We start from the raw sequence: 23,330 nt of genomic DNA on the forward strand, positions 1-23,330 counted from the left end.
GCCCACCCTGCCCGGCCGCGGTGGGCGGGCGCGGGGTGGGTACGGGACGTGCACCGGGGCCCGCCCCGGGTGAGGCGAGGGCGAGACGACGCGAGGAGACCACGTGCCCGGGACCTGGCTGCTGGGGCGCCCTTCCGGCGCGGTGCAGGAGGAGAGGGCGCCGCGCGCTGTCCTCGTGGCGGTGGAGGAGCGCCCCGGCGCCGCCTCCGAGGCGCTCGACGAGCTCGCGCGCCTCGCCGAGACCGACGGCCTGCACGTCGCGGCCCGCGTCACCCAGCGCCTGCCTCACCCGGACCCGGCGACCTTCATCGGCTCGGGCAAGGTCGCCGAGGTGCGCGAGCGCGTCGCGGCCGAGTCCGCGGACGTCGTCCTCGTCGACGCCGAGCTGACCCCGGGGCAGCTGCGCAACCTCGAGGACGGCGTGGGCGCGAGGGTGGCCGACCGCACCGCCCTGATCCTCGACATCTTCGCCGAGCACGCCCGCTCCAGCGAGGGCCGCGCGCAGGTCGAGCTCGCCCAGCTGGCCTACCAGCTGCCGCGCCTGACCGGGCAGGGCCGGTCGATGTCCCGGGTCGGCGGCGGCCGGGTCGCCGGCGGCGCGGGCATCGGCGTGCGCGGTCCCGGTGAGCAGCGCCTCGAGACCGAGCGCCGGCGCCTGCGCCAGCGCATGGGGGCCCTGCGGCGGCAGGTCGCCGAGACCGGACGGCGCCGCGCGACCACGCGCGCGCGGCGCGAGCGCCAGCGGGTCCCGTCGGTGGCGATCACCGGGTACACCAACGCCGGCAAGTCCAGCCTGCTCAACGCGCTGACCGGCGCCGACGCCCTGGTGCAGGACCAGCTGTTCGCCACCCTCGACCCCACGGTGCGGCGCCTCCGCCTGCCCGACGGCACCACGGTGACCCTGACGGACACCGTCGGCTTCGTGCGGCACCTGCCGCACCAGCTCGTCGACGCCTTCCGCTCCACGCTCGAGGAGGTCGCCGCCGCGGACCTCGTCCTCCACGTGGTCGACGCCTCCGCGCCCGACGCGATGGCGCAGGTGACCGCCGTGCGCGGGGTGCTGTACGAGATCGGGGCCAGCGACGTGCCGGAGCTGCTGGTGCTGGACAAGGCGGACGTCGCCCCGCCGGAGTGGCTGCAGGCCCTGCGGGCCGCCCACCCCGGCGCGCTGGCGGTCTCCGCGGTGACGGGGCAGGGGCTGGACGAGCTGCGCGCGGCCCTCGCGGAGCGGCTGGGCGGGCAGCGGCAGGGCGGCCAGCGGCTGGGCGGGCAGCGGCAGGCGTCCGCCGGCTGACTGCTGACGACCGCACCCGCCTCGGCCTAGCGTTCCGCCATGGCGCACCGCAACGACCCGGAGGTCATCCGGCGGCTGCTGCTCACGCCGAACCGGTGGGCCGTCGTCGGCCTGTCGCAGAACCGCGCCCGCGCCGCGTACCGCGTGGCCGCGTACCTGCAGTCGCTGGGCAAGCCGATCGTCGCCGTCCACCCGCGCATGGAACCGGTGCACGGCGCGGAGGCGTACGCGCGCCTGGCCGACGTGCCCTGGCGCGTCGACGTCGTCGACGTCTTCGTCAACAGCGCCCGCGCCGGGCGGGTGGTCGACGAGGCCATCGCGATCGGCGCAGGAGCGGTGTGGCTGCAGGTCGGGGTCGTGGACGAGGCGGCCGCGCAGCGGGCGAGCGCCGCGGGCCTGGACGTCGTCATGGACGCCTGCCCGGCGGTCGAGGCGCCGCGCCTGGGGCTGCGCTGAGGCCGGCGCTGCGCTGAGGCCGGCGCTGGGCTCGGGCTCGACAGGCCGCCGCGGCACAGGCGCGGCGTCTACGGTGTGCCCGTGCGCGACGAACCGCAGTGGGGCCCGGCGACGACGTACACGTCCTCACCGAAGCTGCGCCGTGCGTCCTCCCGCAGCGCCCCGCCGGCGCGCCGCCCTGCCGCTGACCCGCGCGGCACCGCGGCTGGCAGCAGCGGCACCGCCGGCCCCCCGCAGGAGGCGCGGACCCAGGCGGCGCGGGGCCGGGTCCCGGGCGGCACCCGGGCGCCGCAGCGCACCGCGGCGCCCCCGCGCCATCCCGCGACCCCCTCGCGCGGGGTCTCCCCGGCGCGCCGGCGCGGGCAGGTGCGCCTGGTCGTCCTGCTCCTGCTGCTCGCGGTGGTCGGCTACCCGCTGGCGCTCGGCCTGGTCGGCCTGACCTCCGTGGACGACAGCGTCGAGCTGGCGGACTCCGCGCTGGAGGACACCCCGGGGCGCACCGTGCTGCTCGTCGGCTCGGACTCGCGCGAGGACCTCACGGCCGAGCAGCGCGCCGAGCTGTCCACCGGCGAGGACGTCGAGGGCCGCCGCACCGACACGATCATGCTGCTGCACCGGCCGACCGGCGGCGGGCCGACCGTGCTGCTGAGCCTGCCGCGCGACAGCTACGTCGCGATCCCCGGCCACGACGACAACAAGATCAACGCGGCGTACTCCCTCGGCGGCCCCGCGCTGCTGGCGCAGACCGTCGAGGGGGCCACGGGCCTGCGGGTCGACGGGTACGCCGAGACCGGCCTGGGGGGCTTCGCGGCGCTCGTCGACGCCGTCGGGGGCGTGGAGATGTGCCCCGAGCAGGCGATCACCGACCCCAAGGCCGGGCTCGACATCGCCGCCGGCTGCCAGGAGATGGACGGCGCGACCGCGCTCGGGTACGCCCGCACGCGCGACTTCGACCCGCGCGGCGACCTCGGGCGCGCCGAGCGCCAGCGCCAGCTCATGGCCGCCATCGCCGCGCGGGCCGCGAGCCCCGCGACGCTGCTCGACCCCTTCCGCGCCTTCCCGATGGTCGGGGCCGCCGGCGGCGCCCTGACCACCGACGACGCCACCGGGCCGGTGGACCTCGCGCGCTTCGCGCTGGGCATGCGCGCCGTCGCGAGCGGGGACGCTGTCAGCCTCACCGTGCCGGTCGCGCGGGCGGACCGGCGCACCTCGGCCGGGCTCGTCGTCGACTGGGACGAGGAGAGCGCGGCGGCGGTGTTCGACGCGATCCGCGACGACGAGACCGAGCCCCTGCGGGCGGTCGCCGCGCAGCAGCTGCCCGGCTGACCCCTCCCGCGGTGATCGTGCAGGTCCGGACTGCTGGGCGACGGTCCGGACCTGCACCATCACGGAAGGGGCAGCGGCTCAGGAGCCGGCGCCGCCCGAGGCGCGGCGGGCCCGCAGGCGGGCGCCCTTGGCCTCGGCGGCGGCGCGCAGCTCCTCCTGGAACCCGGTCATGCGCTCGCGCAGCGCCGCCGCCCGCTCGTCCGAGCCGGCGGCGAGGATCCGCACCGCGAGCAGCCCCGCGTTGCGCGCCCCGCCCACCGACACCGTCGCCACCGGCACCCCGGCGGGCATCTGCACGATCGAGAGCAGGGAGTCCATGCCGTCCAGGTGCGCCAGCGGCACCGGGACGCCGATCACAGGCAGCGGCGTGACGGCGGCGAGCATGCCCGGCAGGTGCGCGGCTCCCCCGGCGCCGGCGACCAGCACGCGCAGGCCCCGCGCGGCCGCCTGCCGCCCGTGGTCGATCATCTGCACCGGCATCCGGTGCGCGGAGACGACGTCCACCTCGTGCGGGACGCCGAACTCCTCGAGGGCCTGCGCGGCGGCCTCCATCACGGGCCAGTCGGAGTCCGACCCCATCACCACGCCGACCAGCGGCTGCCCGCCCGTTCCCTCGCCCACGCCCGCTCCCCGCCCCACCGTCTCGCCCCGCCGTGTCGCCCCGCCGTCTCGCTCAGCCGTCTCGCTCAGCCGTCTCGCTCAGCCGTCGATCGTGCCGGTGATGAAGTCCGCGGCGTGCCGGGCGCGGGCGCGCACGTCGTCCAGGTCGTCCCCCCACGCCGTCACGTGCCCGACCTTGCGCCCGGGGCGCACGTCCTTGCCGTACAGGTGCACCTTGACCGCCGGGTCGTGGGCCATCACGTGCAGGTAGGAGCGGAACAGGTCCGGGTGGTCCCCGCCGAGCACGTTGACCATGACCGTCCACGGCGCGCGCGCGGCCACCGCGCCCAGCGGCAGGTCGAGCACCGCGCGCAGGTGCTGCTCGAACTGCGAGGTCGCCGCGCCGTCGATCGTCCAGTGGCCGCTGTTGTGCGGGCGCATCGCGAGCTCGTTGACGAGCACCCGCCCGTCGGTGGTCTCGAAGGCCTCCATCGCCATCACACCGGTGACGCCGAGCTCGCCGGCGATCCGCAGCGCCGTCGCCGTCGCGGCCCCCGCGACGTCCTCGTCCAGGCCCGGCGCCGGCGCGATCACCTCGCGGCAGACGCCGCCGACCTGCACGGTCTCCACCACCGGCCACGCCGCGGCCTGCCCCGCCGGGCTGCGGGCGACGAGGACGGCGAGCTCGCGCGCGTACGGCACCCGCTCCTCCGCCAGCAGCGGCGCGCCCGCGGCGGCCGCGCGCTGCAGCCAGTCCGCGGCCTGCTCCGCCGAGGCGACGACGCGCACGCCCTTGCCGTCGTAGCCGCCGCGCGGGGTCTTCAGCACGAGCGGCCAGCCGGCGCGCTCGCCGCCGAAGGCCGCCAGGGACGCCGCGTCGCGCACCGGGGCCCACGCCGGGCCCGCGACGCCCATCGCGTCGAGGCGGCGGCGCAGCGCGAGCTTGTCCTGGGCGTGCTCGAGGGCGTCCGGGCCCGGGCGCACCGCCACGCCGTCCGCGGCCAGCGCCCGCAGCAGGTCGGTGGGCACCTGCTCGTGGTCGAGGGTCAGCGCCGCCGCCCCGCGCGCGAGGCCGGCGAGCGCGGCGGCGTCCGCGGGGTCGCCGAGGTGGACGTCGGGCACGACCTGCGCCGCGGACTCCTCCGGGCCCGTGGCCAGCACCCGCAGCCGCACGCCCAGGGCGACCGCCGGGGGCTGCAGCATCCTCGCCAGCTGGCCGCCGCCGACCACGGCGACGACGGGGAACGTCGTCGTCTCGCTCACGCGCGGCAGGCTATCCGCGGGCTGCGCGGACTCCCAGCGAGGCCGGGCAGGAGCCACCTAGGGTGTGCCGGGTGACGGTCGGCCCGGTCGCGCCCGCGGGGCGCCTGCGCTTCCTGTGGAGCGTGCTGGCGCGCGAGCTGGCGAAGTTCGGCGTGGTCGGCGGCGTCGCGTTCGTCGTGGACGTCGGGCTGTTCAACCTCCTGCGCTGGGGCGGGGACGGCGCGCTGGTGGGCGAGCCCCTCACCGCGAAGGTGATCTCCGCGGGCGTCGCGACGCTCGTGGCGTGGGGCGGCAACCGCTGGTGGACCTTCCGGCACCGGCGCGGCACCGCGCTGCTGCGCGAGCTGGGGATGTTCGTCGCGATGAACGGCGTCGCGCTGCTGATCTCCGTGCTGTGCCTGGCGTTCTCCCACTACCTGCTCGGGCTGCGCTCGCCGCTGGCGGACAACGTCTCCGCCAACGTCGTGGGGGTCGCCCTGGGCACGGCGTTCCGGTTCGTCGCCTACCGCTCCTGGGTCTTCCGCAGCCCTCCGCCGGGAGAGGACCCCGCCGCGGTCCTCGTCGCGCAGGCGCGCGCCCTCGGCACGGCCCCGAGGGCGTCGTCCGCCGAGGCGCGCGGGACGGCGGGGCGGCCGGTGCCGTCGGCCTCCACCCGCGCGGCCTCCTGAGCCGCCCGCACCGCGCAGCCGCACCGCGCAGCCGCACCGCGCAGCCGCACCGCGCAGCCGCACCGCGCAGGCGCCCGTGGCCGTACCGTGTGCCCGTGCTGCACGACCCGACGGTCCTGCCCGACGACCTGCCCGCGCCCGTCGACGACGGCGCCGCGGCGCACCTGCCCGGCGCCGTCCTGCCGCCGGTGCCGCTGCGCGCCACCACGGGCGGGGCGGTCGACCTCGCCGAGCGCAGCCGGGGCCGCCGGCTCGTCGTCTTCGCCTACCCGCGCACCGGGCGCCCCGGCCACGACCTGCCCACGGGCTGGGACGAGATCCCCGGCGCCCGCGGCTGCACCCCGCAGGCGTGCTCCTTCCGGGACCTCTCGGCGCAGTTCGAGGCCCTCGGCGTGGAGGTCTTCGGCCTGTCCGCGCAGGACCCGGCCTACCAGGCCGAGGCCGCGGCGCGGCTGCACCTGCCCTACGCGCTGCTGAGCGACGAGCACCTGCAGCTCACCGGCGCGCTGCGGCTGCCGACGTTCGAGGTCGACGGCATGGTGCTGCTGCGCCGCCTGACGATGCTCGTCGAGGACGGGCGGGTCCAGCGGGTGCTCTACCCGGTCTTCCCGCCGGACCGCGCCGCCGCCGACGCCCTCGTCGCCGTCGCCGGCGGCTGAGGCCGCCGCCCGCCGCGGCCGTGGGCGCCGTCGAGCCGGCCACCGCGGCGCTGCTGCGCGGCGCGTGGGCGGCGCTCGGCGGCGACGCCGGGCACCTCGCCCGCGTGGAGGCGACCGGGGACGCCACCGGGCTGCTGCCCTCGGCGCTGCCCGCCCTGCCCGCGGCGACCGCCGCGGTGGCGGCGTCCGCGCTCGCCGCGTCGGTGCTGGACGGCGCCCGCTGCGGCACCGGTCCGGCACCGGCGCTCGTCGACGTCGAGCACGTGGCGCTCGCCGTGCGCAGCGAGCGGTTCGCGCGCCAGGACGGCGTCGAGCCCCCGGACCTGTTCGCGCCGCTGTCGCGGTCCTGGCGCACGGCCGACGGCTGGCTGCGCCTGCACGCCAACTACCCCTGGCACCGCGAGCGCGCCCTGGCGGTGCTCGCGGTGCCAGGGGGCGCCGGAGCCGGCGCCGAGGCGCGGCCCGAGTCCGTCGCGGACGCCGTGCGCGGCTGGCGCGGGGACGACCTCGAGGACGCCCTCGCCGCCGCCGGCGCGCTCGGGGCCGCCGTGCGCACGCCCGAGCAGTGGGGCGCGCACCCGCAGGGACGCGCGGTGGCCGCGCTGCCGCTCGTCGAGACCGCCGCCCCCGACGCCCGCGCCCGACGGCCGCTCGGGCCCGGCCGCGCCGCCGAGGGGGTGCGGGTGCTCGACCTCACGCGCGTCATCGCCGGGCCCGTCGCCACCCGCACCCTCGCCGCCTGGGGCGCCGACGTCCTGCGCCTGGACCCGCCGCACCTGCCGGAGATCCCCGCCCAGGCGCTCGACACCCTGCCCGGCAAGCGCAGCGCCGTCCTGGACCTGCGCTCCCCCGCCGGAGCGGCGCGGCTGGAGGAGCTGCTGGCCCGGGCCGACGTCCTCGTGCACGGGTACCGGCCCGGAGCGCTCGACCGCCTCGGCCTCTCCTCCGCCGCGCTCGCCGAGCGCCATCCGCACCTGGGCGTCGTCGTGCTCTCGGCGTGGGGCTCCGCCGGCCCGTGGGCCGCCCGGCGCGGCTTCGACTCCCTCGTGCAGTGCGCCACGGGCATCGCGGACGCCGAGCGCGCCCGGACCGCCGACGCGGCGCCGGACGCAGCACCGAGCGCGGCGCCGGACCAGCCGCCGGGCGCGCTGCCCGCCCAGGTGCTCGACCACGCCAGCGGCTACCTCGCGGCCGCCGCGGCGATGCTCTCCCTCGCCGGGGTGCAGCGGGGCCAGCCGCCGGTCGCCGCGCGCCTGTCGCTGGCGCAGACCGCGCACTGGCTCACGGGCTCGGACGTGCACCAGCACCGCGCACCGGAGCAGCACCGCGCACCGGAACGGCACCTCCCACCGGAACGGCACCCCCCACCGGAACGGCACCTCGTGACGCTGCCCGGGGCCGCCGCCCCGGTGCGCGTCGTCGCGCCGCCCGGCCGCGCCGGCGACCTCGTGCCGCGCTGGTCCCGCACCACCGAGCCGGGCGCCGACCCGCCGGCCTTCGCCTGACGCCCCGGCTGGACGCGTCCTCGTCCGCGCGCGGAGGGAGGCTCCGTTCCGAGCGAGGCTGACGCCCGGTGGGGTTCGGGTGCCCCTGCCTGTGGACGGACGAGCGTCGTCCACAGGCCCGCGCCGGGAACCTCACCCGGCGTCAGCCTCGCTCGGCGTGCACACCCCTTCCCGGCGCCCCGCCCGGCGGCGGCGACGGCGCGCCCGAGCGGTCAGCCGGTCGCCGGTGCGGCCGCGACCAGGCGCTCGCCGTAGCGCGGCCGCACCTGCGAGTCCCGGCAGCCTCGCACCACCTCCACGGGCACGCGCAGCCGCGGCAGGTGGCCGGCCCGGGAGGCGATGTCCACGGGCCAGTCGCCCGGCGCGTCCGACCACCCGTAGCCGAGCACGTCGACGGCGAGCACGCGGGCGTCCTGCGCCAGCGCCGGGACGACGTCGTGCCACAGCAGGTGGTTCGTCGGGATGCCGTGCACCAGCAGCAGCTCGGGCTCGCTCCGGCCCGCCCGCCGCGCGTTCAGGCGGCGCCCTCCGACGTCGACGAGCTGCCGGGTGCCCACGGGCACCGGGGGAGCGCCGGAGGACGTGCCGCGCGGGGCCGTGCGCTCCCCTACCCCGCCGCGGGCAGGAAGAGCGCGAACGTCGCCGGTCGCCGGCTCAGCAGCTCCAGCCGGCCGCCCTCGGCGGCCACGAGGTCGCGCGCCAGCGGCAGCCCCAGGCCCGTGCGCGCCGCACCGCTGACGGACCGCTCGAAGATCCGCGCGCCCAGGTGCTCCGGCACGCCCGGCCCCTGGTCGGCGACCTCGACGACGACCCACTCCCCGCCCGGGCGCACGGTCACGCGCGTCGTCCCGCCGCCGTGCACGAGGCTGTTCTCGACGAGCGTGGCGAGCGCCTGCGCCAGCGGCCCGGGGCTGGCGAGCACGCGCACGGGTGCGCCGCCGGGGTCCGCGCGGGGCAGCTCCACCTCCAGCCGGCGGTGCGCGCGGGCGAAGGCGGGCGCCCACTCCTCGCGCTGCTGCACCAGCACGTCGGCGAGCGGCAGCGGCGCGGACGGCGAGGACGGGCCCGGCCGCCCGCGCTCGAGCAGGTCGTCGACGACCTGCACGAGCCGCTCGACCTGCCCCAGCGCGATGCGCGCCTCCTCGGCGACGTCCGGCTCGGACGTCGCCGAGGAGATCTCCTCCAGGCGCAGCGACAGCGCCGCCAGCGGCGTGCGCAGCTGGTGGCTGGCGTCGGAGGCGAACTGCCGCTCGGCGGCCAGGCGCGCCGCCAGCCGCTCGGCGCTGCCGGCCAGCGCCCGCGCGACCTGGTCGACCTCCTCCACGCCCGTCGGCTGCAGCGGCGCGGGCACCTGGCCGCTGCCGAGCCGCTCGGCGCTGCGGCCCAGCTCCACGAGCGGGCGCGTCAGGCGCCGGGCCTGCACGAGCCCGACCGCCCAGCCGGCGGCCACGGCGCCCGCCGCGAGGCCGAGGACGAGCACGACGAGGCGCAGGTCGGCCTCGAGCAGCAGCGAGCGCGGCACCCGCACCCGCACCGACAGCCCGTCCGCGGTGCTCGCGGTGGCGGTCACGGCGGCCCCGCGCACCGGCTCCCCGGCCTCGACGACGTCCCCGCCGGGCACGACGACGCGCACGTGCCCGGGCCAGGCGGGGTCGGCGTCCAGGTAGCGCTGCAGCAGCTCCTCGTCGACCGGCTGGCCGGCCTGCAGGCGCGCGTCGACCGCGACGAGCAGGGCGTCGGCGCGGTCCTGCGCGCTGCCGGCGGCCTGCGCGCCCAGCAGGACCACGCCCGCGACCGCGAGGGGCACGCCGAGCAGCAGGACGGCCAGGGTGACCGCCGCGAGGGTCGCCGTCTGCACGCGCCGGTGCACGCGAGCGCCCCTCCGCCTGCTCCGCTGGCCGGCCGCCCGTCAGTCCCGCTCGAAGCGGAAGCCGACGCCGCGGACGGTGGTGATGTAGCGGGGGTTGGTGATGGCGTCGCCGAGCTTGCGGCGCAGCCACGACACGTGCATGTCGAGGGTCTTCGTGGACCCGAACCACTCGGCGCCCCACACCTCGCGCATGAGGGTGTCGCGGGGGACCACCGCGCCGGCCTCGCGCAGCAGCACGCGCAGCAGGTCGTACTCCTTGGCCGCCAGCGACAGCTCCTGGCCGTCGACCCACGCGCGGCGCGAGGGCGGGTCGAGGCGCACCCCGCGCGACTCCAGCACCGCGGGCCCGGCCGCGGCGCCGTTCTCGCCGCCGCGGCGCATCAGGGCCCGCACCCGCGCCAGCAGCTCGGCCAGGCGGAACGGCTTGGTCACGTAGTCGTCCGCGCCGGCGTCCAGACCCACGACGGTGTCCACCTCGTCCGCCCGGGCGGTGAGCACGAGCACCGGCATGGTCCGGCCGGCGGCGCGCAGGCGGCGGCAGACCTCCAGGCCGTCCACGTCCGGCAGGCCGAGGTCGAGGACGACGAGGTCGACGCCGTCGCCGGCCCGGGCCAGCGCCCCCGCGCCGTCCCCGCTGAGGACGACGTCGTAGCCCTCGCGGGACAGCGCGCGCGCCAGGGGCTCGGCGATGGCCGGGTCGTCCTCGGCCAGCAGCACGCGCCTCACGCGGATCATCGTAGGTGCGGGCGCGCCGGGCGGGCCGGGCGCTCAGCGGACGTGGACGACGTCGCCCGCCGCGACGGGCACGACCCCGCCGTCCCCGCCGTCCCCGCCGTCCGGGGTCCGCACGAGCAGGCGCCCCTCGTCGTCCAGCCCCTCGGCGACGCCGGCGAGGTGGCTGCCGTCGGGGAGGTCGACCCGCACGGGCCGCCCGAGCGTCGCGCACGCCTCCCGCGCGCGGGCCGCCAGGCCGCTGGCGGCGGCGTCGCCCCCGGCGGCGGCCCAGCGCGCGACCTCCCCGGCCAGCGCCCGCAGCAGCGCCCGCAGCACCGTGTCGCGGTCGGTGGTGGCCGCGCCCTCCAGCGCCAGCGAGGTCGCGGTCGGCACGGGCAGCTCCGCCCGCGCCGTCGAGGCGTTGAGGCCGCAGCCGACCAGCACCGCCTGCGGGCGCCCGCCCGCGGCCGGCACCACCTCGGCGAGCACGCCGCACAGCTTGCGCTCCTCGACGAGGACGTCGTTGGGCCACTTGAGCACCGCGGGCAGCCCCGCGACGTCGCGGACGACGCCGACGACGGCCAGCCCGGCCAGCACCGGCAGCCACGACCACCGCTCCGGCGGCACCGGCGGGTCGAGCTCGGCCGGGCGCAGGAGCACCGAGACCGCGACGCCCGAGCGCGGCGGCGCGACCCAGGTGCGCCCCAGCCGCCCGCGGCCCTGCGTCTGGGAGTCGGTGGTGAGCGCGGACAGGTGCGGCCACGCCGCCGGGTCCGCGCCCGCGCGCCGCGCCAGCTCCGCGTTGGTGGAGCCGACCTCGGGCAGCACCTCGAGGCGCGCCAGCGGGCCCGCCGGGGCGAGCAGGGCCCGGCGCAGCGCGCCGGCCCGCAGCGGAGGGCGCGCGAGGTCCGACCACGGGCTGCCGCTCACGGCCCCACCCCACCCCCCGCGGGCGCCTCGCGCAACGCCGTCGCGCGGTGCCGGGCCCGGGCGGGGGGAGGGTGCCGCGGCTACCGTGGGCCGATGCCGAGCGCCGAGCAGCTGACCGAGGTCGTCGCCGTCCACGGGGAGGGACCGGTCTGGGACGACGCGGCGCAGCAGCTGCTGTGCGTCGACCTCACCGAGGGCGCCCTGCTGCGCGTGGACCACATCACCGGCGCCGTGCGCCGCTCCCAGGTCTCCTCCGTGCTCGCGGCCCTGCGCCCGCGCCGCTCCGGCGGCTGGGTGCTCGCCCTCGAGCGCGGCTTCGCCCTCACCGACACCGGATGGGACGACGAGCCGCGGGTGCGCGCGCTGCCGCAGCTGTGGAGCGATCCCGGCGTGCGCATGAACGAGGGCGGCTGCGACCCCGCGGGCCGCTTCTGGTGCGGCTCGATGGCCTACGACCAGAGCGAGGGCGCCGGAACCCTGTGGCGCCTGGACCCCGACGGCAGCGCGAGCGCCGCCCTGCGCGGGGTCACGGTCTCCAACGGCCTGGCGTGGAGCCCCGACGGCTCGGTCGCCTACTACAACGACACCCCCACCGGGCGCACCGACGTCCTGCAGGTCGACGCGGACACCGGCGAGGTCACCGGCCGACGCCCCTTCGCGACCGCCCCGGAGGGCGACGGCATGCCCGACGGCCTCGTCGTGGACGCCGAGGGCGGGGTCTGGACCGCCCTGTACGGCGGGGGCGCGGTGGTCCGCTACGGCCCCGACGGCACCCTGACCGAGCGGGTCGACGTGCCGACCCCGCACGTGACCGCGTGCACCTTCGGCGGCCCGGGCCTGGCCACGCTGTTCATCACGACGTCCACCGAGGGCCTCGACCGCGAGCAGGAGCCGCAGGCCGGCGCGCTCTTCCACCACGAGCCGGGCGTGCGCGGGCAGCTGCCCCTGACCTTCGCCGGCTGACGACGCCCACCGGCCGGGGGAGCCCGACGGCCGAGGGCGTCCGCCAGCTGGGGGAGCCTCCCGGCCGAGGGCGGGCGGGGGCCGGCCCCGGGTGGCAGGGTGGCCCGGTGCCCCGCCCGGACCGGCCCTCGAGCCCGCAGCCCGCCGAGACCCCTCCGCCCCCCGCGGCGGTGGCCCACCCGTCCGCGCACGACACGGGCCCCGCGCCGGGGCCGGTCCCGCGCGCCGTCCTCGTGCTCACCGGCGCCGGCGGGCTGGTGCTGCTCATCGCGGGCATGCGCAGCGTCGCCGACCTGCTGGCCCCCACGTTCCTCGCCATCACCCTGGTGATCACCGTGGCGCCGCTGCAGCGGCGCCTGCTGCGCCTGGGCATCCCCCGGTGGCTGGCGGTGACCGTCTCCCTGCTGCTGCTGTACGGCCTGCTGATCGCGCTCGTGACGGCCCTCGTGCTCTCCCTCGTGCAGCTGGTGGAGCTGCTGCCCGGCTACGCGGCGCAGTTCCAGACCCTCTACGAGGACGCCCTGGCCCAGCTGGCGGCGTGGGGCGTGGAGGACGCGCAGCTGCGCGTGGCGCTCGACGCGGTCGACCCCAGCAGCCTCCTCGGCGTCGCCCAGAACGTGCTGCTGCAGGCCCTCAGCGGCCTGACCGGGGCCCTGTCCCTGCTCACGCTCCTGGTCACGGTGCTGCTGTTCCTCGTGGTCGACTCCGTCGACGTCCCGCGCAGGATGCTCCTCGCGCGCGCCTCGCACCCGCGCCTGGTGACCGCGCTGGCCGAGTTCGCCGACGGCGTGCGCCGCTACTGGCTGGTCTCGACGGTCTTCGGGCTGATCGTCGCCGCCCTCGGCTCCGCGGGCCTGTACTGGCTGGGCGTCCCCCTCGCGCTGACCTGGGGGCTGCTGGCGTTCATCACCAACTACATCCCGAACATCGGCTTCGTCCTCGGGCTGGTGCCCCCGGTCCTCGTGGCGCTGCTGGAGGGCGGGGTGGGCCTGGCCCTGGCCGTCTTCGCCCTGTACTCGGTGCTCAACCTCGTCATCCAGACGGTGATCCAGCCCCGCTTCACCGGGGAGGCCGTCGGGCTGACGACGACAGCGGCGTTCCTGTCGCTGCTGTTCTGGTCGTACGTGCTCGGGCCGCTCGGGGCCCTGCTGGCCGTGCCGATGTCGTCCTTCGTCAAGGCCGTCCTGGTCGACTCCGACCCGCGGGCGCGCTGGCTGGACGCCCTGCTCGCCAGCCGCCCCGGCACCCCGCCGGGCGTGCGCGGCGCCGTTCCGGCGACGGCCGGGGAGGGCGCCGCGCCCACCGCGCAGGACGCCCGGAGCACCGCCTAGAACACCGAGTACCCGCCGTCCACGACGACGACCGAGCCGGTCGCGAACGCCGAGGCGTCCGAGGCCAGGTAGAGCACGGTCGGGGCGATCTCCTCGGGGGCGGCGGCGCGCTGCACCGGGGCGTCCTCGATCCAGTGCCGGCGGAAGCGCGGCTCGTCGACCGGCGCCATCTCCGTGCGCACGTAGCCCGGCGCGACGGCGTTGACGCGGATGCCCAGCGGCGCCCACTCGGCCGCCAGGGAGCGGGTCAGGTGGTGCACGGCCGCCTTGGAGGCGTTGTACGCCGGCTGCCACTGCGGCCGGTTGACGACGAACCCGCTCATGGAGCCGACGTTGACGACGCTGCCCCCGCCCTCGCGCAGGTGCGGGAAGGCCGCCTGGGTCGTCTTCCACAGGGCCCGCACGTTGAGGTCGAAGACGGCGTCCCACTCCTCGTCCGGCACCTCCGCGGCGGGCCGGTGGAAGCAGGTGCCGGCGTTGTTGACCAGGACGTCGAGCCCGCCGAGCGCCTCGACCGCGCCGTCGACGGTGCGCCGGGGGCCGTCGTCGCCCGTCAGGTCCGCGGCCACGGAGCGCACCCGCAGCCCCTCCCCCGCCAGCCGCTCGACGGCCGCGTCGTTCGCCGCGCCGTCCCGGCCGGAGAGGACGACGTCCGCGCCGGCCTCGGCGAGCGCGCGGGCGAAGGCCAGGCCCAGCCCGCGGTTGCCCCCGGTGACCAGGGCGCGGCGCCCGTCGAGGCGGAAGGTGTCGAGGACGGTCACGAGCGGCTCCTGCGGTCGGGTGCCGCGGCCCCGGCGCCGCGGCACGGGGAACGCTAGCGGGTCTAGGCTCCGAGGCCATGTCCACCGCAGCGTCCGCCGACCCGGGGCGGGGCGCCTCCGCACCGCCCCCGCAGCCGGACCCGCGCACGACCGCCGGCAAGCTCGCCGACCTGCGCGCCCGCGCCGAGGAGGCGGTGCACGCCGGTTCCGCGCGCGCGGTCGAGCGCCAGCACGCCAAGGGCAAGCGCACCGCGCGCGAGCGCATCGACGCGCTGCTCGACCCGGACAGCTTCGTCGAGCTCGACGCCTTCGCCCGCCACCGCAGCAGCGACTTCGGCCTGGAGCGCGAGCGCCCGCCCGGCGACGGCGTCGTCACCGGCTACGGCACGGTCGACGGCCGCCCGGTGTGCGTGTACTCCCAGGACTTCACGGTCTTCGGCGGGAGCCTGGGCGAGGTGGTCGGCCAGAAGATCACCAAGGTGATGGACATGGCGCTGCGCACCGGCTGCCCGGTCGTGGGCATCAACGACTCCGGCGGCGCGCGGATCCAGGAGGGCGTCGGGTCCCTGGCCGGCTACGGGGAGATCTTCCGGCGCAACGTGCACGCCTCCGGCGTGATCCCGCAGGTCACGCTCGTCATGGGCCCGGCGGCCGGCGGCGCGGTGTACTCCCCCGCCATCACCGACGTCGTGGTGATGGTCGACCGGACCTCGCACATGTTCGTCACCGGCCCGGACGTGATCCGCGCGGTGACCGGCGAGGACGTCGGCATGGAGGAGCTCGGCGGCGCCCGCACGCACGCCGCCGTCTCCGGCGCCGCGCACCACCTGGCGCCCACCGAGGACGACGCCATCCACTTCGTCAAGGAGCTGCTGGCGCACCTGCCGAGCAACAACCTCTCCGAGCCGCCCGTGGTGGTGCCGCTGGACGACGCGGACCCGCTGGTGGTCACCGAGGCCGACCTCGCCCTCGACGCCTTCGTCCCCGACTCGGCCAACCAGCCCTACGACATGCACGAGGTGCTGCGGCACGTGCTCGACGACGAGGAGTTCCTCGAGCTCGGGGAGCTGCACGCGCCGAACGTCCTCGTCGGCTTCGGGCGCGTGGAGGGCCGCAGCGTCGGCGTCGTCGCCAACCAGCCGCTGCAGCTGGCCGGCACCCTCGACATCGACGCCAGCGAGAAGGCCGCCCGGTTCGTGCGCACGTGCGACGCCTTCGGGCTCCCGGTGCTGACCTTCGTCGACGTCCCCGGCTTCCTGCCGGGCACGGAGCAGGAGTGGAACGGGATCATCCGCCGCGGCGCGAAGCTGCTGTACGCCTACGCCGAGGCCACCGTCCCGATGGTCACCGTCATCACGCGCAAGGCGTACGGCGGCGCGTACATCGTCATGGGCTCCAAGCACCTGGGCGCCGACGTCAACCTCGCGTGGCCCACGGCGCAGATCGCCGTCATGGGCGCGCAGGGGGCCGTGAACATCCTCCACCGCGGCACGCTGGCGCAGGCGGCGGCGGCCGGCGACGACGTCGAGGCGGTGCGCGGGCAGCTGCTCGACGAGTACGAGGAGCGCCTGGCGAACCCGTACACCGCCGCCGAGCGCGGCTTCGTGGACGCCGTCATCGCCCCGTCGTCGACGCGCGCGCACGTGGTGCGGGCGCTGCGCTCGCTGCGCACCAAGCGCGAGGTGCTGCCGGCGAAGAAGCACGGGAACATCCCGCTGTGACGCCCCGTCGAGCCGGCGCGGACGCGCGCCCGGACACCGGCCCCGGCGCCGGCTCCGGCGCCGCGGCCCCGTCCGGTGAGCCGCCCGTGCTGCGCGTGGTGCGCGGGGACGCCACCGACGAGGAGCTCGCCGCGCTCGTCACGGCGCTCGCGGCGGCGCGCCGCTCCGCGCCGGCCCCGCAGCCCGCGCCGTCCCGGTGGGCGGACCGCGCCGCCCAGATCGGCGCCGCCCTGGCGCCGGGGCCGGGGGCGTGGCTGGCGGGCGCCTGGCACCATCGCCCCCGTCACCGCTGACCGGCGCGGGAGCACCCCCGCTCCCTAGGCTGGCGCGCATGACCCGGCTCTCCCGGCTCGCGGCCGCCCTGATCGCGCTCCTGCTCTGCCTGCTCGCCGGCACCTCCGCGGCGGTGGCCGAGCCCCCGTCGCGGCTGGCGGAGCAGGTGGTCGACAGCGCCGGGGTGCTGACGGGCTCGAGCGCGCAGGAGGCCGTCGCGCAGCTGCAGCAGGAGACCGGCGTGCAGCTGTTCGTCGCCTACGTCGACAGCTTCGACGGCGCCAGCGGCGAGGCGTGGGCGGACGAGGCGTTCGCCCTCTCCGGCCTGGGCACCGGCGACCTGCTGCTCGCGGTCGCGGTGCAGGACCGCCTCTACGGCTGGTCGGGCACGTCGGTGCCCGGCCTGACCCAGGCCGAGCTGGACGCGGTCTCGCTGCAGGCCGTGGAGCCCGAGCTCGCCGAGTCCGACTGGGACGGCGCCGTCGTCGCCGCGGCGCAGGGCCTGCAGGCGGCGGTCGCGGGCAGCGGCACGACCGGCGGCACGGGCACGACGGGCGGCACCGGCGGGGCGGGGCTGGGCTCGTTCGTCCTCCTGCTGCTCGTGGTCGCGGGCGGCGGCCTGCTGCTGCTCGGGCTGCTCTCGCGCCGCTCCCGCCGCCGCGGGCGCGCCGGCGGGGTGCCGGGCGGGGCTGCGGGCGGAGCGCCGGGCGGGGCCGCGGCCGAGCCGCCGGTGAGCACCGAGGAGCTCGCCCGGCGCGCGAACGCGCGGCTGGTGGCGGTGGACGACGCGCTGCAGGGCTCCGACCAGGAGGTCAGCTTCGCCACCGCCCAGTTCGGCGAGCGGGCCACCGCGCCGTTCGCCGAGGCGCTGCGGCGGGCGCGGGCGGAGCTGGCCGCCGCGTTCGCCGCCCGCCGCCAGCTCGACGCCGCCGACCTGCCCGAGCCCGAGCGGCGCCGGCTGCTGGAGGAGGTGCTGCGCCGCTGCGACGCCGCCGACGCCCTGCTCGACGAGCAGGCCGAGAGGTTCGAGCAGCTGCGCGGCCTCGAGCGCTCGCTGCCGCAGGCGCTGCCCGAGCTCGACGCCGAGCTGGCCCGCCTCGCCGGGCAGGTGCCGGCCGAGCGCGAGCGCCTGGCCGCCCTGGCGCGCCGCTACGCGCCGTCCGCGCTGGCCAGCGCCGCCGGCAACGCCGAGCAGGCGGAGCGGCTGCTGGAGCTGGGCCGCGAGGAGCTGGCCCGCGCCCGCCAGGACGCCGAGGCCGGGCGCACCGGGGAGGCCGCCGTGCGGGTGCAGGCGGTGCGCGACGCCGTCGCCCAGGGGCACGAGCTGCTCGAGGGCGTGCGGCGCCTGGAGGCCGACCTGGCGCGGGCGGCGGGCGAGCTGGAGGCCGCGCGCGCGGAGACGCAGGCCGACCTCGCCGAGGCGCGGGCGCTGGTGGCCTCGGGCGGCGGGACGCCGCAGCTCGCGGGCCTGGTCACGCGCGCGCAGGCCGCGCTGGCGGCGGCGGACGAGGCGGCCGCGCGCTCGGGCGGCGTCGACCCCCTGGCGGCCCTGCGCCGCCTGCAGGAGGCCGACCTCGCCCTCGACGACGCGCTCGGCGCCGTGCGCAGCCAGCGGGTGCGGGAGGAGCGGGCGCGGGCGTCGCTGCAGCACGTGCTGCCGGCCGCGGCGGCGGAGGTCGCGGCCGCGGAGTCGTACCTGCGCACGCGGCGCGGCGCCGTCGGCGGCCACGCCCGCGCCCTCGCCGCGCAGGCGCGCGAGCAGCTGTCGCTGGCCGAGAGCGCCGCGCACACCGACCCGCTGCGGGCGCTCGCCGCCGCGCAGCAGGCGGACTCCCTCGCGGAGCAGGCGCAGCAGGAGGCCGCCGAGGAGGTCGAGCAGTGGGGCGGCTGGTCCGGACCGGCCGGCGGCTGGGGCGGCGGGTACGGCAGCTACGGCGGGTACGGCCGGCGCTCCGGCGGCTCGTTCAAGGGAGCGGTCATCGGCGGCATCCTCGGCGGCATCCTCACCGGCGGCGGCGGGGCGTGGGGCGGGGGCGGCTTCGGCGGCAGCGGCACCCGGATGGGTGGCGGCGGCTTCGGCGGCGGGGGCGGCTTCGGCGGGGGCGGGAGCTTCGGCGGCGGCGGTCTCGGAGGCGGCGGCCGCTTCTGACGCGCCTGCCAGCGGGACGCGCGGCGATGAGTCCGGACGGCGCGGGCGGTCACGAAGGGGACGGGCCGGTGCCGCGCGCCGGCGCCCGCCGCGGGAGGAGCCGCACGTGGTCGAGCAGCGACCTCCCGAGCAGCGACCTCCCGAGCGGCCCGACGTCGTGGACGCCGCGCGCCTGCGCCCCGACCTCGCGGCCGTCGACGCCCTCGCCCGCGCCCAGCTCGCCGCGCGGCGCCGCGGGCGCCGGGTGGTGCTGCGCTCGCCGAGCCCGCAGCTGCGCGAGCTGCTGGACCTCGCCGGCCTGTGCGGCGTCCTGCCCGAGGAGGCCTCAGGTCGCGGAGGCGTCCTGGAGGTGGTCCGGGAGCCCGAAGAGGGGGAACAGGCGGGCGGTGTCGAGGAAGTGCGTCATCCCGGTGATGCGCCCGTCTGAGGCCTCCAGCGCGATGAGGGACCACGGCACCCACCGCCCGGGCCGCCCGCCCGGCTCGTACTGCCCGAAGGCCGGGGCGCCGTTGGCGCTGACCGGCACCAGCCGCGAGCCGCGGCAGGCGGCGCCCGGGCCGGTGAGCCAGGCGACGACGTCGTCCGGCCCCTGCAGCCACAGCGCGTAGGGCGGCATCGACATCGTCGCGTCCTCGTGCAGCAGCGCCACGAGGGAGGTCATGTCGTACGCCTCGAAGGCCGCGACGTAGCGGTCGAGCAGCGCGCGGTCCGCGGCGTCCACGGGGTCGGGCGCCCGCCCGGAGCCGAGGTCGCGCGCCGCCAGCGTCGCCCGCGCCCGCTGCAGCGCGCTGTTGACGGAGGCCGTGCTCGTGCCGAGCAGCTCGGCGACCTCGTCGGCGCGCCAGCGCAGCACCTCGCGCAGCACGAGCACCGCGCGCTGGCGCGGCGGCAGGTGCTGCAGCGCGGCGACGAACGCCAGGCGCACGGACTCGCGCGCGACGGCGACGTCGGCCGGGTCGCCCGCCTCGGGCAGCACGCGCGCGTCGGGCGCGGGCTCGACCCACGCGCTCGCCGCCAGCGGCTCCCCCAGCGACTCCACCACCGGCGGCGCGGCGGAGCCCGAGAGGTCCACCGGCAGCGCGCGCCGCTTGCGCCCCTCGAGGGCGTCGAGGCACGCGTTGGTCGCGATCCGGTACAGCCACGAGCGCAGCGCCGAGCGGCCCTCGAAGCGGTCGGCGGCGCGCCAGGCGCGCACCATCGTCTCCTGGACGGCGTCCTCGGCGTCGAAGGCGGAGCCGAGCATGCGGTAGCAGTAGCCGGTCAGCTCGCGGCGGTGCTGCTCGAGGTCGTCGGGCCGCACCACCGGCGGGGCGGCGCTCGCAGCGGACGGCACGGCGCTCGCAGCGGACGGCGCGGCGGCGAGGTCGGTCATCGCGGCGGCTCCTCCTCGGGCGGGGGCGCCCCGTCGGCGCCCGGACGACACCCTGGCAGAGGGCACCGACAGGTCGGAAGCGAGCGCGCCGGCGGGTCGTGTGACGTCAGCCGACCGGGGTATGACGCCCGCAGCACGCCCCGAGCGGCGCACCGGTCCGCGGTGCCCGCCCCGTCCTCGCGGAAGGTGGACCACCCGATGACGACCTCGAAGAGCAGCGACAACCACTTCTGGGCCCAGGCCGTGCACGACGTCGGCTCGGCCCTGTGGCTCGGCGGCGCCGTGATGGGCATCGCCGGCGTGAACAAGTCCGGCGCCGACCTCAGCCAGGGCATCGACCGCATCCGCGTGGCGAACTCCGCGTGGTCGCGCTTCGGGCCGGTGGAGTGGGCCGGCATCGCGGCGACCGCGGTGACCGGCACCCGGCTGACCGCCTCGAACAAGGGCCGCCTGGCGGCGCAGAAGGGCTTCGCGCGCGCCGGGGCGGCGAAGGCCGCGGCGACCGCCCTGGGCGCGGCGGCCACCGGCTGGGCCACCTACACCGGCGGGAAGGTCGGCAAGGCGGCCGAGGCGGCGCACGCGCGCGGCGAGGCGATCGACGTCAAGGACGCCTCCATCCCCACCGAGGGCACTCCCGCCGAGCTGGCGAAGTGGCAGCGCCGCCAGCGCGCCGCGCAGTTCCTCGTGCCGGTCTTCGCGGGCGCGAACGTCGTCCTGACGTCGTACCTGACCCAGTCCTACCGCCCGGCCGCCACGGCCAAGGGCATCCTGGGCCGGCTCCTGCCCTCCTGAGGGCCGCCGAGGGGGCGGACGGCGGGGCCGCGGCTCCCGCCGTCCGCCCCCTCGCGCCGGCACGGCGAGGACGCGATGCTGACCGCGCGCCGCTCCCGGACGGGCAGCGGCGGACGACGAGGGACGAGGAGCACGAACATGGCGCAGCAGTCGCTGCTGGGACGCATCGGGCAGCTGGCGCGGGCCAACCTCAACGCGCTGCTGGACGCCGCGGAGGACCCGCAGAAGATGCTCGACCAGATGGTGCGCGACTACACGCTCGGCATCCGCGAGGCCGAGGACGCCGTCGCCCAGAGCATCGGCGACCTGCGGCTGATGGAGGAGGACCACGCCGAGGCGCAGGCCACCGCCCGCGAGTGGGGGTCCAAGGCCGTGGCGGCCTCCCGCAAGGCCGACGAGCTGCGCGCCGCGGGCAACACCGCCGAGGCCGACCGGTTCGACGCCCTCGCCAAGGTGGCGCTGCGCCGCCAGATCGACGCCGAGCAGCAGGCGAGGTCCTTCGAGCCGCAGATCGCCTCGCGCACCGAGGTGGTCGACCGGCTCAAGACCGGCCTGGAGGGCATGCGCACCAAGCTCGGGGAGCTGCGCGCCAAGCGCGACGAGCTGGTCGCCCGCTCGCGCATGGTCGACGCGCAGTCGCGCGTGCACGACGCCGTGCGCAGCGTGGACCTCATGGACCCCACGAGCGAGGTCGCGCGCTTCGAGGAGAAGGTGCGCCGCGAGGAGGCGCGCATCCGCGGCCAGGAGGAGCTCGCGGCCTCCAGCCTCGACGCGCAGTTCGAGGCGCTGGAGGACGAGGGCGAGATGACCGAGGTCGAGCTGCGCCTGGCGGCGCTGAAGTCCGGCAGCGCCACCGCCTGAGCGCTCCCCGCCGCCCGGCGGCAGCGCGCGCACGGCCGGCAGGTCGCGCCCGTGCTGTCGCCGGGCGGTCCTAGGGTCGCCGGGTGAGCGCTCCCCCGCCCGGCCGCACGCCCACCCCGCTCGACGCCCTCGCCGACCGCTACGTCGACCGGGTCGCCGAGCTCGACCCCTTCACCGCGACGCACCTCGGCGTGCCGGGCCACGACACGGAGGTCACGGACTACTCCCCCGAGGGCCACGCCCGGCGCGCGGCGCTCGACCGCGAGGTCCTCGCCGCCCTGGAGGGCTGCCGTCCGGTCGACGACGTCGACCGCACCACCCTGGCCGCGATGCGCGAGCGCCTCGGCCTGTCGGTGGAGATCGCCGACGCGGGCCTCGACCTCGGCGAGCTCAACGTGCTCGCCAGCCCGCTGCAGACGGTGCGCGACAGCTTCGACCTCATGCCCACCGCGACGGCGCAGGACTGGGCGGTCGTCGCGACCCGCCTCTCCCGCGTCGGGGAGGCCCTGGGCGGGTACGCCGCCTCCCTGCGCGCGGCCGCGGACGCCGGGAACCCCCCGGCCCGCCGCCAGGTGCGGGCCTGCGCCGAGCAGTGCGCGCAGTTCGCCGACGCCGAGCGCGGCGTCTTCGCCGTCCTGCTCGCCGGCGCCCGCCCGGACGGCGCGCCACCCCAGGGCGCCCTGGAGCGCGACCTGCGGGCGGGCGCGGCCGCGGCCGCGGCCGCCTACGGCGAGCTCGGGCGCTTCCTGCGCGAGGAGCTGCACCCGCGCGCCCGCGCGCAGGACGCCGTCGGCCGCGACGCGTACGCCCTGTGGTCGCGCGCCTTCCTCGGCGCCGAGGTCGACCTGGAGGAGACCTACGCCTGGGGGCTGGAGGAGGTCGCGCGGATCGAGGCGGAGATGGCGCGGGTCGCCGAGCGCGTCGTCCCCGGCGCCACCACGCCGGAGGCGATCGCGGCGCTGGAGGCCGACCCCGCCCGGCAGCTGCACGGCACCGCCGCGCTGCAGGGGTGGATGCAGGAGCTGTCCGACTCCGCACTGGCCGCCCTGGCCGACGTCCACTTCGACGTCCCCGCCCCCGTGCGCCGCCTGGAGTGCCGCATCGCGCCGACCACGAGCGGCGGCATCTACTACACCGGCCCCAGCGAGGACTTCTCCCGCCCGGGCCGGATGTGGTGGTCCGTGCCGGAGGGCGTGAGCAGCTTCGGCACCTGGCGCGAGCGCACCACCGTCTTCCACGAGGGCGTGCCGGGCCACCACCTGCAGGTCGGGCAGACCCTGTTCCGCAGGGAGCTGCTCAACCGGTGGCGGCGGATGCTCAGCTGGGTCTCCGGGCACGGGGAGGGCTGGGCGCTGTACGCCGAGCGGCTCATGGCCGACCTCGGCTGGCTGGAGGACCCGGCCGACCGGATGGGCATGCTCGACGCGTCCCTCTTCCGCGCCGCCCGGGTGGTCGTCGACATCGGCACGCACTGCGGCTTCCTCGTGCCCGCCGAGCTGGACGGCGGCGCCGGGCGGCGGTGGGACGCCGACGCGATGTGGACGTACCTGCGCACGCACACGTTCCAGCAGGAGGACCTCCTGCGCTTCGAGCACCTGCGCTACCTGGGCTGGCCCGGCCAGGCGCCGTCGTACAAGGTCGGCGAGCGGCTGTGGCTGGAGCTGCGCGAGCGGGTGCGCGCCGCCGAGGAGGGCGCCGGCCGCCCCTTCGACCTGCGGGCCTTCCACCGGCGGGCCCTGGACGTCGGCTCGGTCGGCCTGGACGTGCTGCGCGACGCGCTGACCGGCTGAGGCGGTCCGGCCGCGCGCGGATACGGTCGCCC

Annotated in this window: 23 protein-coding genes; 15 read left to right on the plus strand and 8 right to left on the minus strand. The window is 78.2% G+C overall.

Annotation, left to right across the window (positions count from 1 at the left end; translation table 11 throughout):
* Positions 1 to 103 precede the first annotated feature (103 nt).
* The 3 genes from hflX to BLS82_RS02885 all read left to right on the plus strand — a co-directional run bounded on the left by hflX (position 104) and on the right by BLS82_RS02885 (position 3,076).
* Positions 104 to 1,294: a GTPase HflX gene (gene hflX / locus BLS82_RS02875; protein WP_092861390.1), complete on the plus strand. Its 1,191-nt coding sequence runs from the start codon at positions 104 to 106 to the stop codon at positions 1,292 to 1,294.
* Between the two features lie 39 nt (positions 1,295 to 1,333).
* Positions 1,334 to 1,750, plus strand: a complete 417-nt coding sequence (locus tag BLS82_RS02880; RefSeq protein ID WP_092861392.1) for a CoA-binding protein — start codon at positions 1,334 to 1,336, stop codon at positions 1,748 to 1,750.
* Positions 1,751 to 1,831: 81 nt separating this feature from the next.
* Complete coding sequence (locus BLS82_RS02885; RefSeq protein WP_218123476.1) at positions 1,832 to 3,076, plus strand: LCP family protein; 1,245 nt, start codon at positions 1,832 to 1,834, stop codon at positions 3,074 to 3,076.
* Between the two features lie 78 nt (positions 3,077 to 3,154).
* On the opposite strand, the gene purE is transcribed toward BLS82_RS02885, so the two are convergent.
* Positions 3,155 to 3,655, minus strand: a complete 501-nt coding sequence (gene purE, locus BLS82_RS02890; protein WP_092862676.1) for a 5-(carboxyamino)imidazole ribonucleotide mutase — start codon at positions 3,653 to 3,655, stop codon at positions 3,155 to 3,157.
* A 120-nt stretch (positions 3,656 to 3,775) separates the two neighbouring features.
* On the minus strand, positions 3,776 to 4,939 hold the full coding sequence (locus tag BLS82_RS02895; RefSeq protein WP_218123477.1) for a 5-(carboxyamino)imidazole ribonucleotide synthase: 1,164 nt from the start codon (positions 4,937 to 4,939) through the stop codon (positions 3,776 to 3,778).
* A gap of 71 nt (positions 4,940 to 5,010) precedes the next feature.
* Between BLS82_RS02895 and BLS82_RS02900 the strand changes: the two genes are divergently transcribed.
* The 3 genes from BLS82_RS02900 to BLS82_RS02910 all read left to right on the plus strand — a co-directional run bounded on the left by BLS82_RS02900 (position 5,011) and on the right by BLS82_RS02910 (position 7,771).
* Entirely contained in the window at positions 5,011 to 5,607 is a 597-nt protein-coding gene (locus BLS82_RS02900; RefSeq protein WP_092861396.1) for a GtrA family protein, read from the plus strand.
* Positions 5,608 to 5,705: 98 nt separating this feature from the next.
* Entirely contained in the window at positions 5,706 to 6,266 is a 561-nt protein-coding gene (locus BLS82_RS02905) for a peroxiredoxin (RefSeq protein ID WP_092862679.1), read from the plus strand.
* A 20-nt stretch (positions 6,267 to 6,286) separates the two neighbouring features.
* A complete protein-coding gene (locus BLS82_RS02910; protein WP_218123479.1) occupies positions 6,287 to 7,771 on the plus strand; it encodes a CoA transferase in 1,485 nt (494 codons plus the stop codon).
* Between the two features lie 212 nt (positions 7,772 to 7,983).
* Here BLS82_RS02910 and BLS82_RS02915 read toward each other — a convergent pair whose 3' ends face one another.
* Genes BLS82_RS02915 through BLS82_RS02930 form a run of 4 tightly spaced genes read right to left on the minus strand, consistent with a single transcriptional unit; the run spans position 7,984 to position 11,285 of the window.
* Positions 7,984 to 8,328 (minus strand): alpha/beta fold hydrolase, encoded by a 345-nt coding sequence (locus tag BLS82_RS02915; protein ID WP_176818895.1) that lies wholly within the window; start codon positions 8,326 to 8,328, stop codon positions 7,984 to 7,986.
* A 50-nt stretch (positions 8,329 to 8,378) separates the two neighbouring features.
* Positions 8,379 to 9,641, minus strand: coding sequence for an ATP-binding protein (locus tag BLS82_RS02920; RefSeq protein ID WP_092861400.1), 1,263 nt, complete (start codon positions 9,639 to 9,641; stop codon positions 8,379 to 8,381).
* A gap of 39 nt (positions 9,642 to 9,680) precedes the next feature.
* Positions 9,681 to 10,367 (minus strand): response regulator transcription factor, encoded by a 687-nt coding sequence (locus tag BLS82_RS02925; RefSeq protein ID WP_092861402.1) that lies wholly within the window; start codon positions 10,365 to 10,367, stop codon positions 9,681 to 9,683.
* A 42-nt stretch (positions 10,368 to 10,409) separates the two neighbouring features.
* A complete protein-coding gene (locus tag BLS82_RS02930; protein WP_092861404.1) occupies positions 10,410 to 11,285 on the minus strand; it encodes a biotin--[acetyl-CoA-carboxylase] ligase in 876 nt (291 codons plus the stop codon).
* Between the two features lie 93 nt (positions 11,286 to 11,378).
* On the opposite strand from BLS82_RS02930, the gene BLS82_RS02935 reads away from it, so the two are divergent.
* Both BLS82_RS02935 and BLS82_RS02940 read left to right on the plus strand, forming a co-directional pair.
* A complete protein-coding gene (locus tag BLS82_RS02935; RefSeq protein ID WP_092861406.1) occupies positions 11,379 to 12,248 on the plus strand; it encodes an SMP-30/gluconolactonase/LRE family protein in 870 nt (289 codons plus the stop codon).
* Positions 12,249 to 12,355: 107 nt separating this feature from the next.
* On the plus strand, positions 12,356 to 13,579 hold the full coding sequence (locus BLS82_RS02940; RefSeq protein ID WP_218123480.1) for an AI-2E family transporter: 1,224 nt from the start codon (positions 12,356 to 12,358) through the stop codon (positions 13,577 to 13,579).
* Here BLS82_RS02940 and BLS82_RS02945 read toward each other — a convergent pair.
* Positions 13,576 to 14,340, minus strand: coding sequence for an SDR family NAD(P)-dependent oxidoreductase (locus BLS82_RS02945; protein WP_092861408.1), 765 nt, complete (start codon positions 14,338 to 14,340; stop codon positions 13,576 to 13,578). The genes BLS82_RS02940 and BLS82_RS02945 overlap by 4 nt on opposite strands.
* Before the next feature lie 77 nt (positions 14,341 to 14,417).
* Here BLS82_RS02945 and BLS82_RS02950 point away from each other — a divergent pair, with 77 nt between their 5' ends.
* From BLS82_RS02950 to BLS82_RS16695, 4 genes are all read left to right on the plus strand, one after another.
* The gene (locus BLS82_RS02950) at positions 14,418 to 16,061 is read left to right on the plus strand and encodes an acyl-CoA carboxylase subunit beta (protein ID WP_092861410.1); all 1,644 of its coding nucleotides are present in this window, start codon (positions 14,418 to 14,420) and stop codon (positions 16,059 to 16,061) included.
* Positions 16,058 to 16,354 (plus strand): acyl-CoA carboxylase epsilon subunit, encoded by a 297-nt coding sequence (locus BLS82_RS02955; protein WP_092861412.1) that lies wholly within the window; start codon positions 16,058 to 16,060, stop codon positions 16,352 to 16,354. The genes BLS82_RS02950 and BLS82_RS02955 overlap by 4 nt, the downstream gene beginning before the upstream one ends.
* Before the next feature lie 38 nt (positions 16,355 to 16,392).
* Positions 16,393 to 18,483: a TPM domain-containing protein gene (locus BLS82_RS02960; RefSeq protein ID WP_092861414.1), complete on the plus strand. Its 2,091-nt coding sequence runs from the start codon at positions 16,393 to 16,395 to the stop codon at positions 18,481 to 18,483.
* 157 nt (positions 18,484 to 18,640) lie between these two features.
* The gene (locus BLS82_RS16695) at positions 18,641 to 18,910 is read left to right on the plus strand and encodes an STAS domain-containing protein (RefSeq protein ID WP_218123481.1); all 270 of its coding nucleotides are present in this window, start codon (positions 18,641 to 18,643) and stop codon (positions 18,908 to 18,910) included.
* Here BLS82_RS16695 and BLS82_RS02970 read toward each other — a convergent pair.
* Entirely contained in the window at positions 18,809 to 19,855 is a 1,047-nt protein-coding gene (locus BLS82_RS02970; protein WP_092861418.1) for a sigma-70 family RNA polymerase sigma factor, read from the minus strand. The two genes, BLS82_RS16695 and BLS82_RS02970, sit on opposite strands and share 102 nt — an antisense overlap.
* A gap of 198 nt (positions 19,856 to 20,053) precedes the next feature.
* Here BLS82_RS02970 and BLS82_RS02975 point away from each other — a divergent pair, with 198 nt between their 5' ends.
* The 3 genes from BLS82_RS02975 to BLS82_RS02985 all read left to right on the plus strand — a co-directional run bounded on the left by BLS82_RS02975 (position 20,054) and on the right by BLS82_RS02985 (position 23,298).
* On the plus strand, positions 20,054 to 20,647 hold the full coding sequence (locus BLS82_RS02975; RefSeq protein WP_092861420.1) for a hypothetical protein: 594 nt from the start codon (positions 20,054 to 20,056) through the stop codon (positions 20,645 to 20,647).
* A 138-nt stretch (positions 20,648 to 20,785) separates the two neighbouring features.
* The gene (locus BLS82_RS02980) at positions 20,786 to 21,508 is read left to right on the plus strand and encodes a PspA/IM30 family protein (RefSeq protein ID WP_092861422.1); all 723 of its coding nucleotides are present in this window, start codon (positions 20,786 to 20,788) and stop codon (positions 21,506 to 21,508) included.
* An 83-nt stretch (positions 21,509 to 21,591) separates the two neighbouring features.
* A complete protein-coding gene (locus tag BLS82_RS02985) occupies positions 21,592 to 23,298 on the plus strand; it encodes a DUF885 domain-containing protein (protein ID WP_092861424.1) in 1,707 nt (568 codons plus the stop codon).
* The last annotated feature ends 32 nt before the right edge of the window (positions 23,299 to 23,330 follow it).

The organism is Quadrisphaera sp. DSM 44207 (assembly GCF_900101335.1).
GTDB lineage: Bacteria > Actinomycetota > Actinomycetes > Actinomycetales > Quadrisphaeraceae > DSM-44207.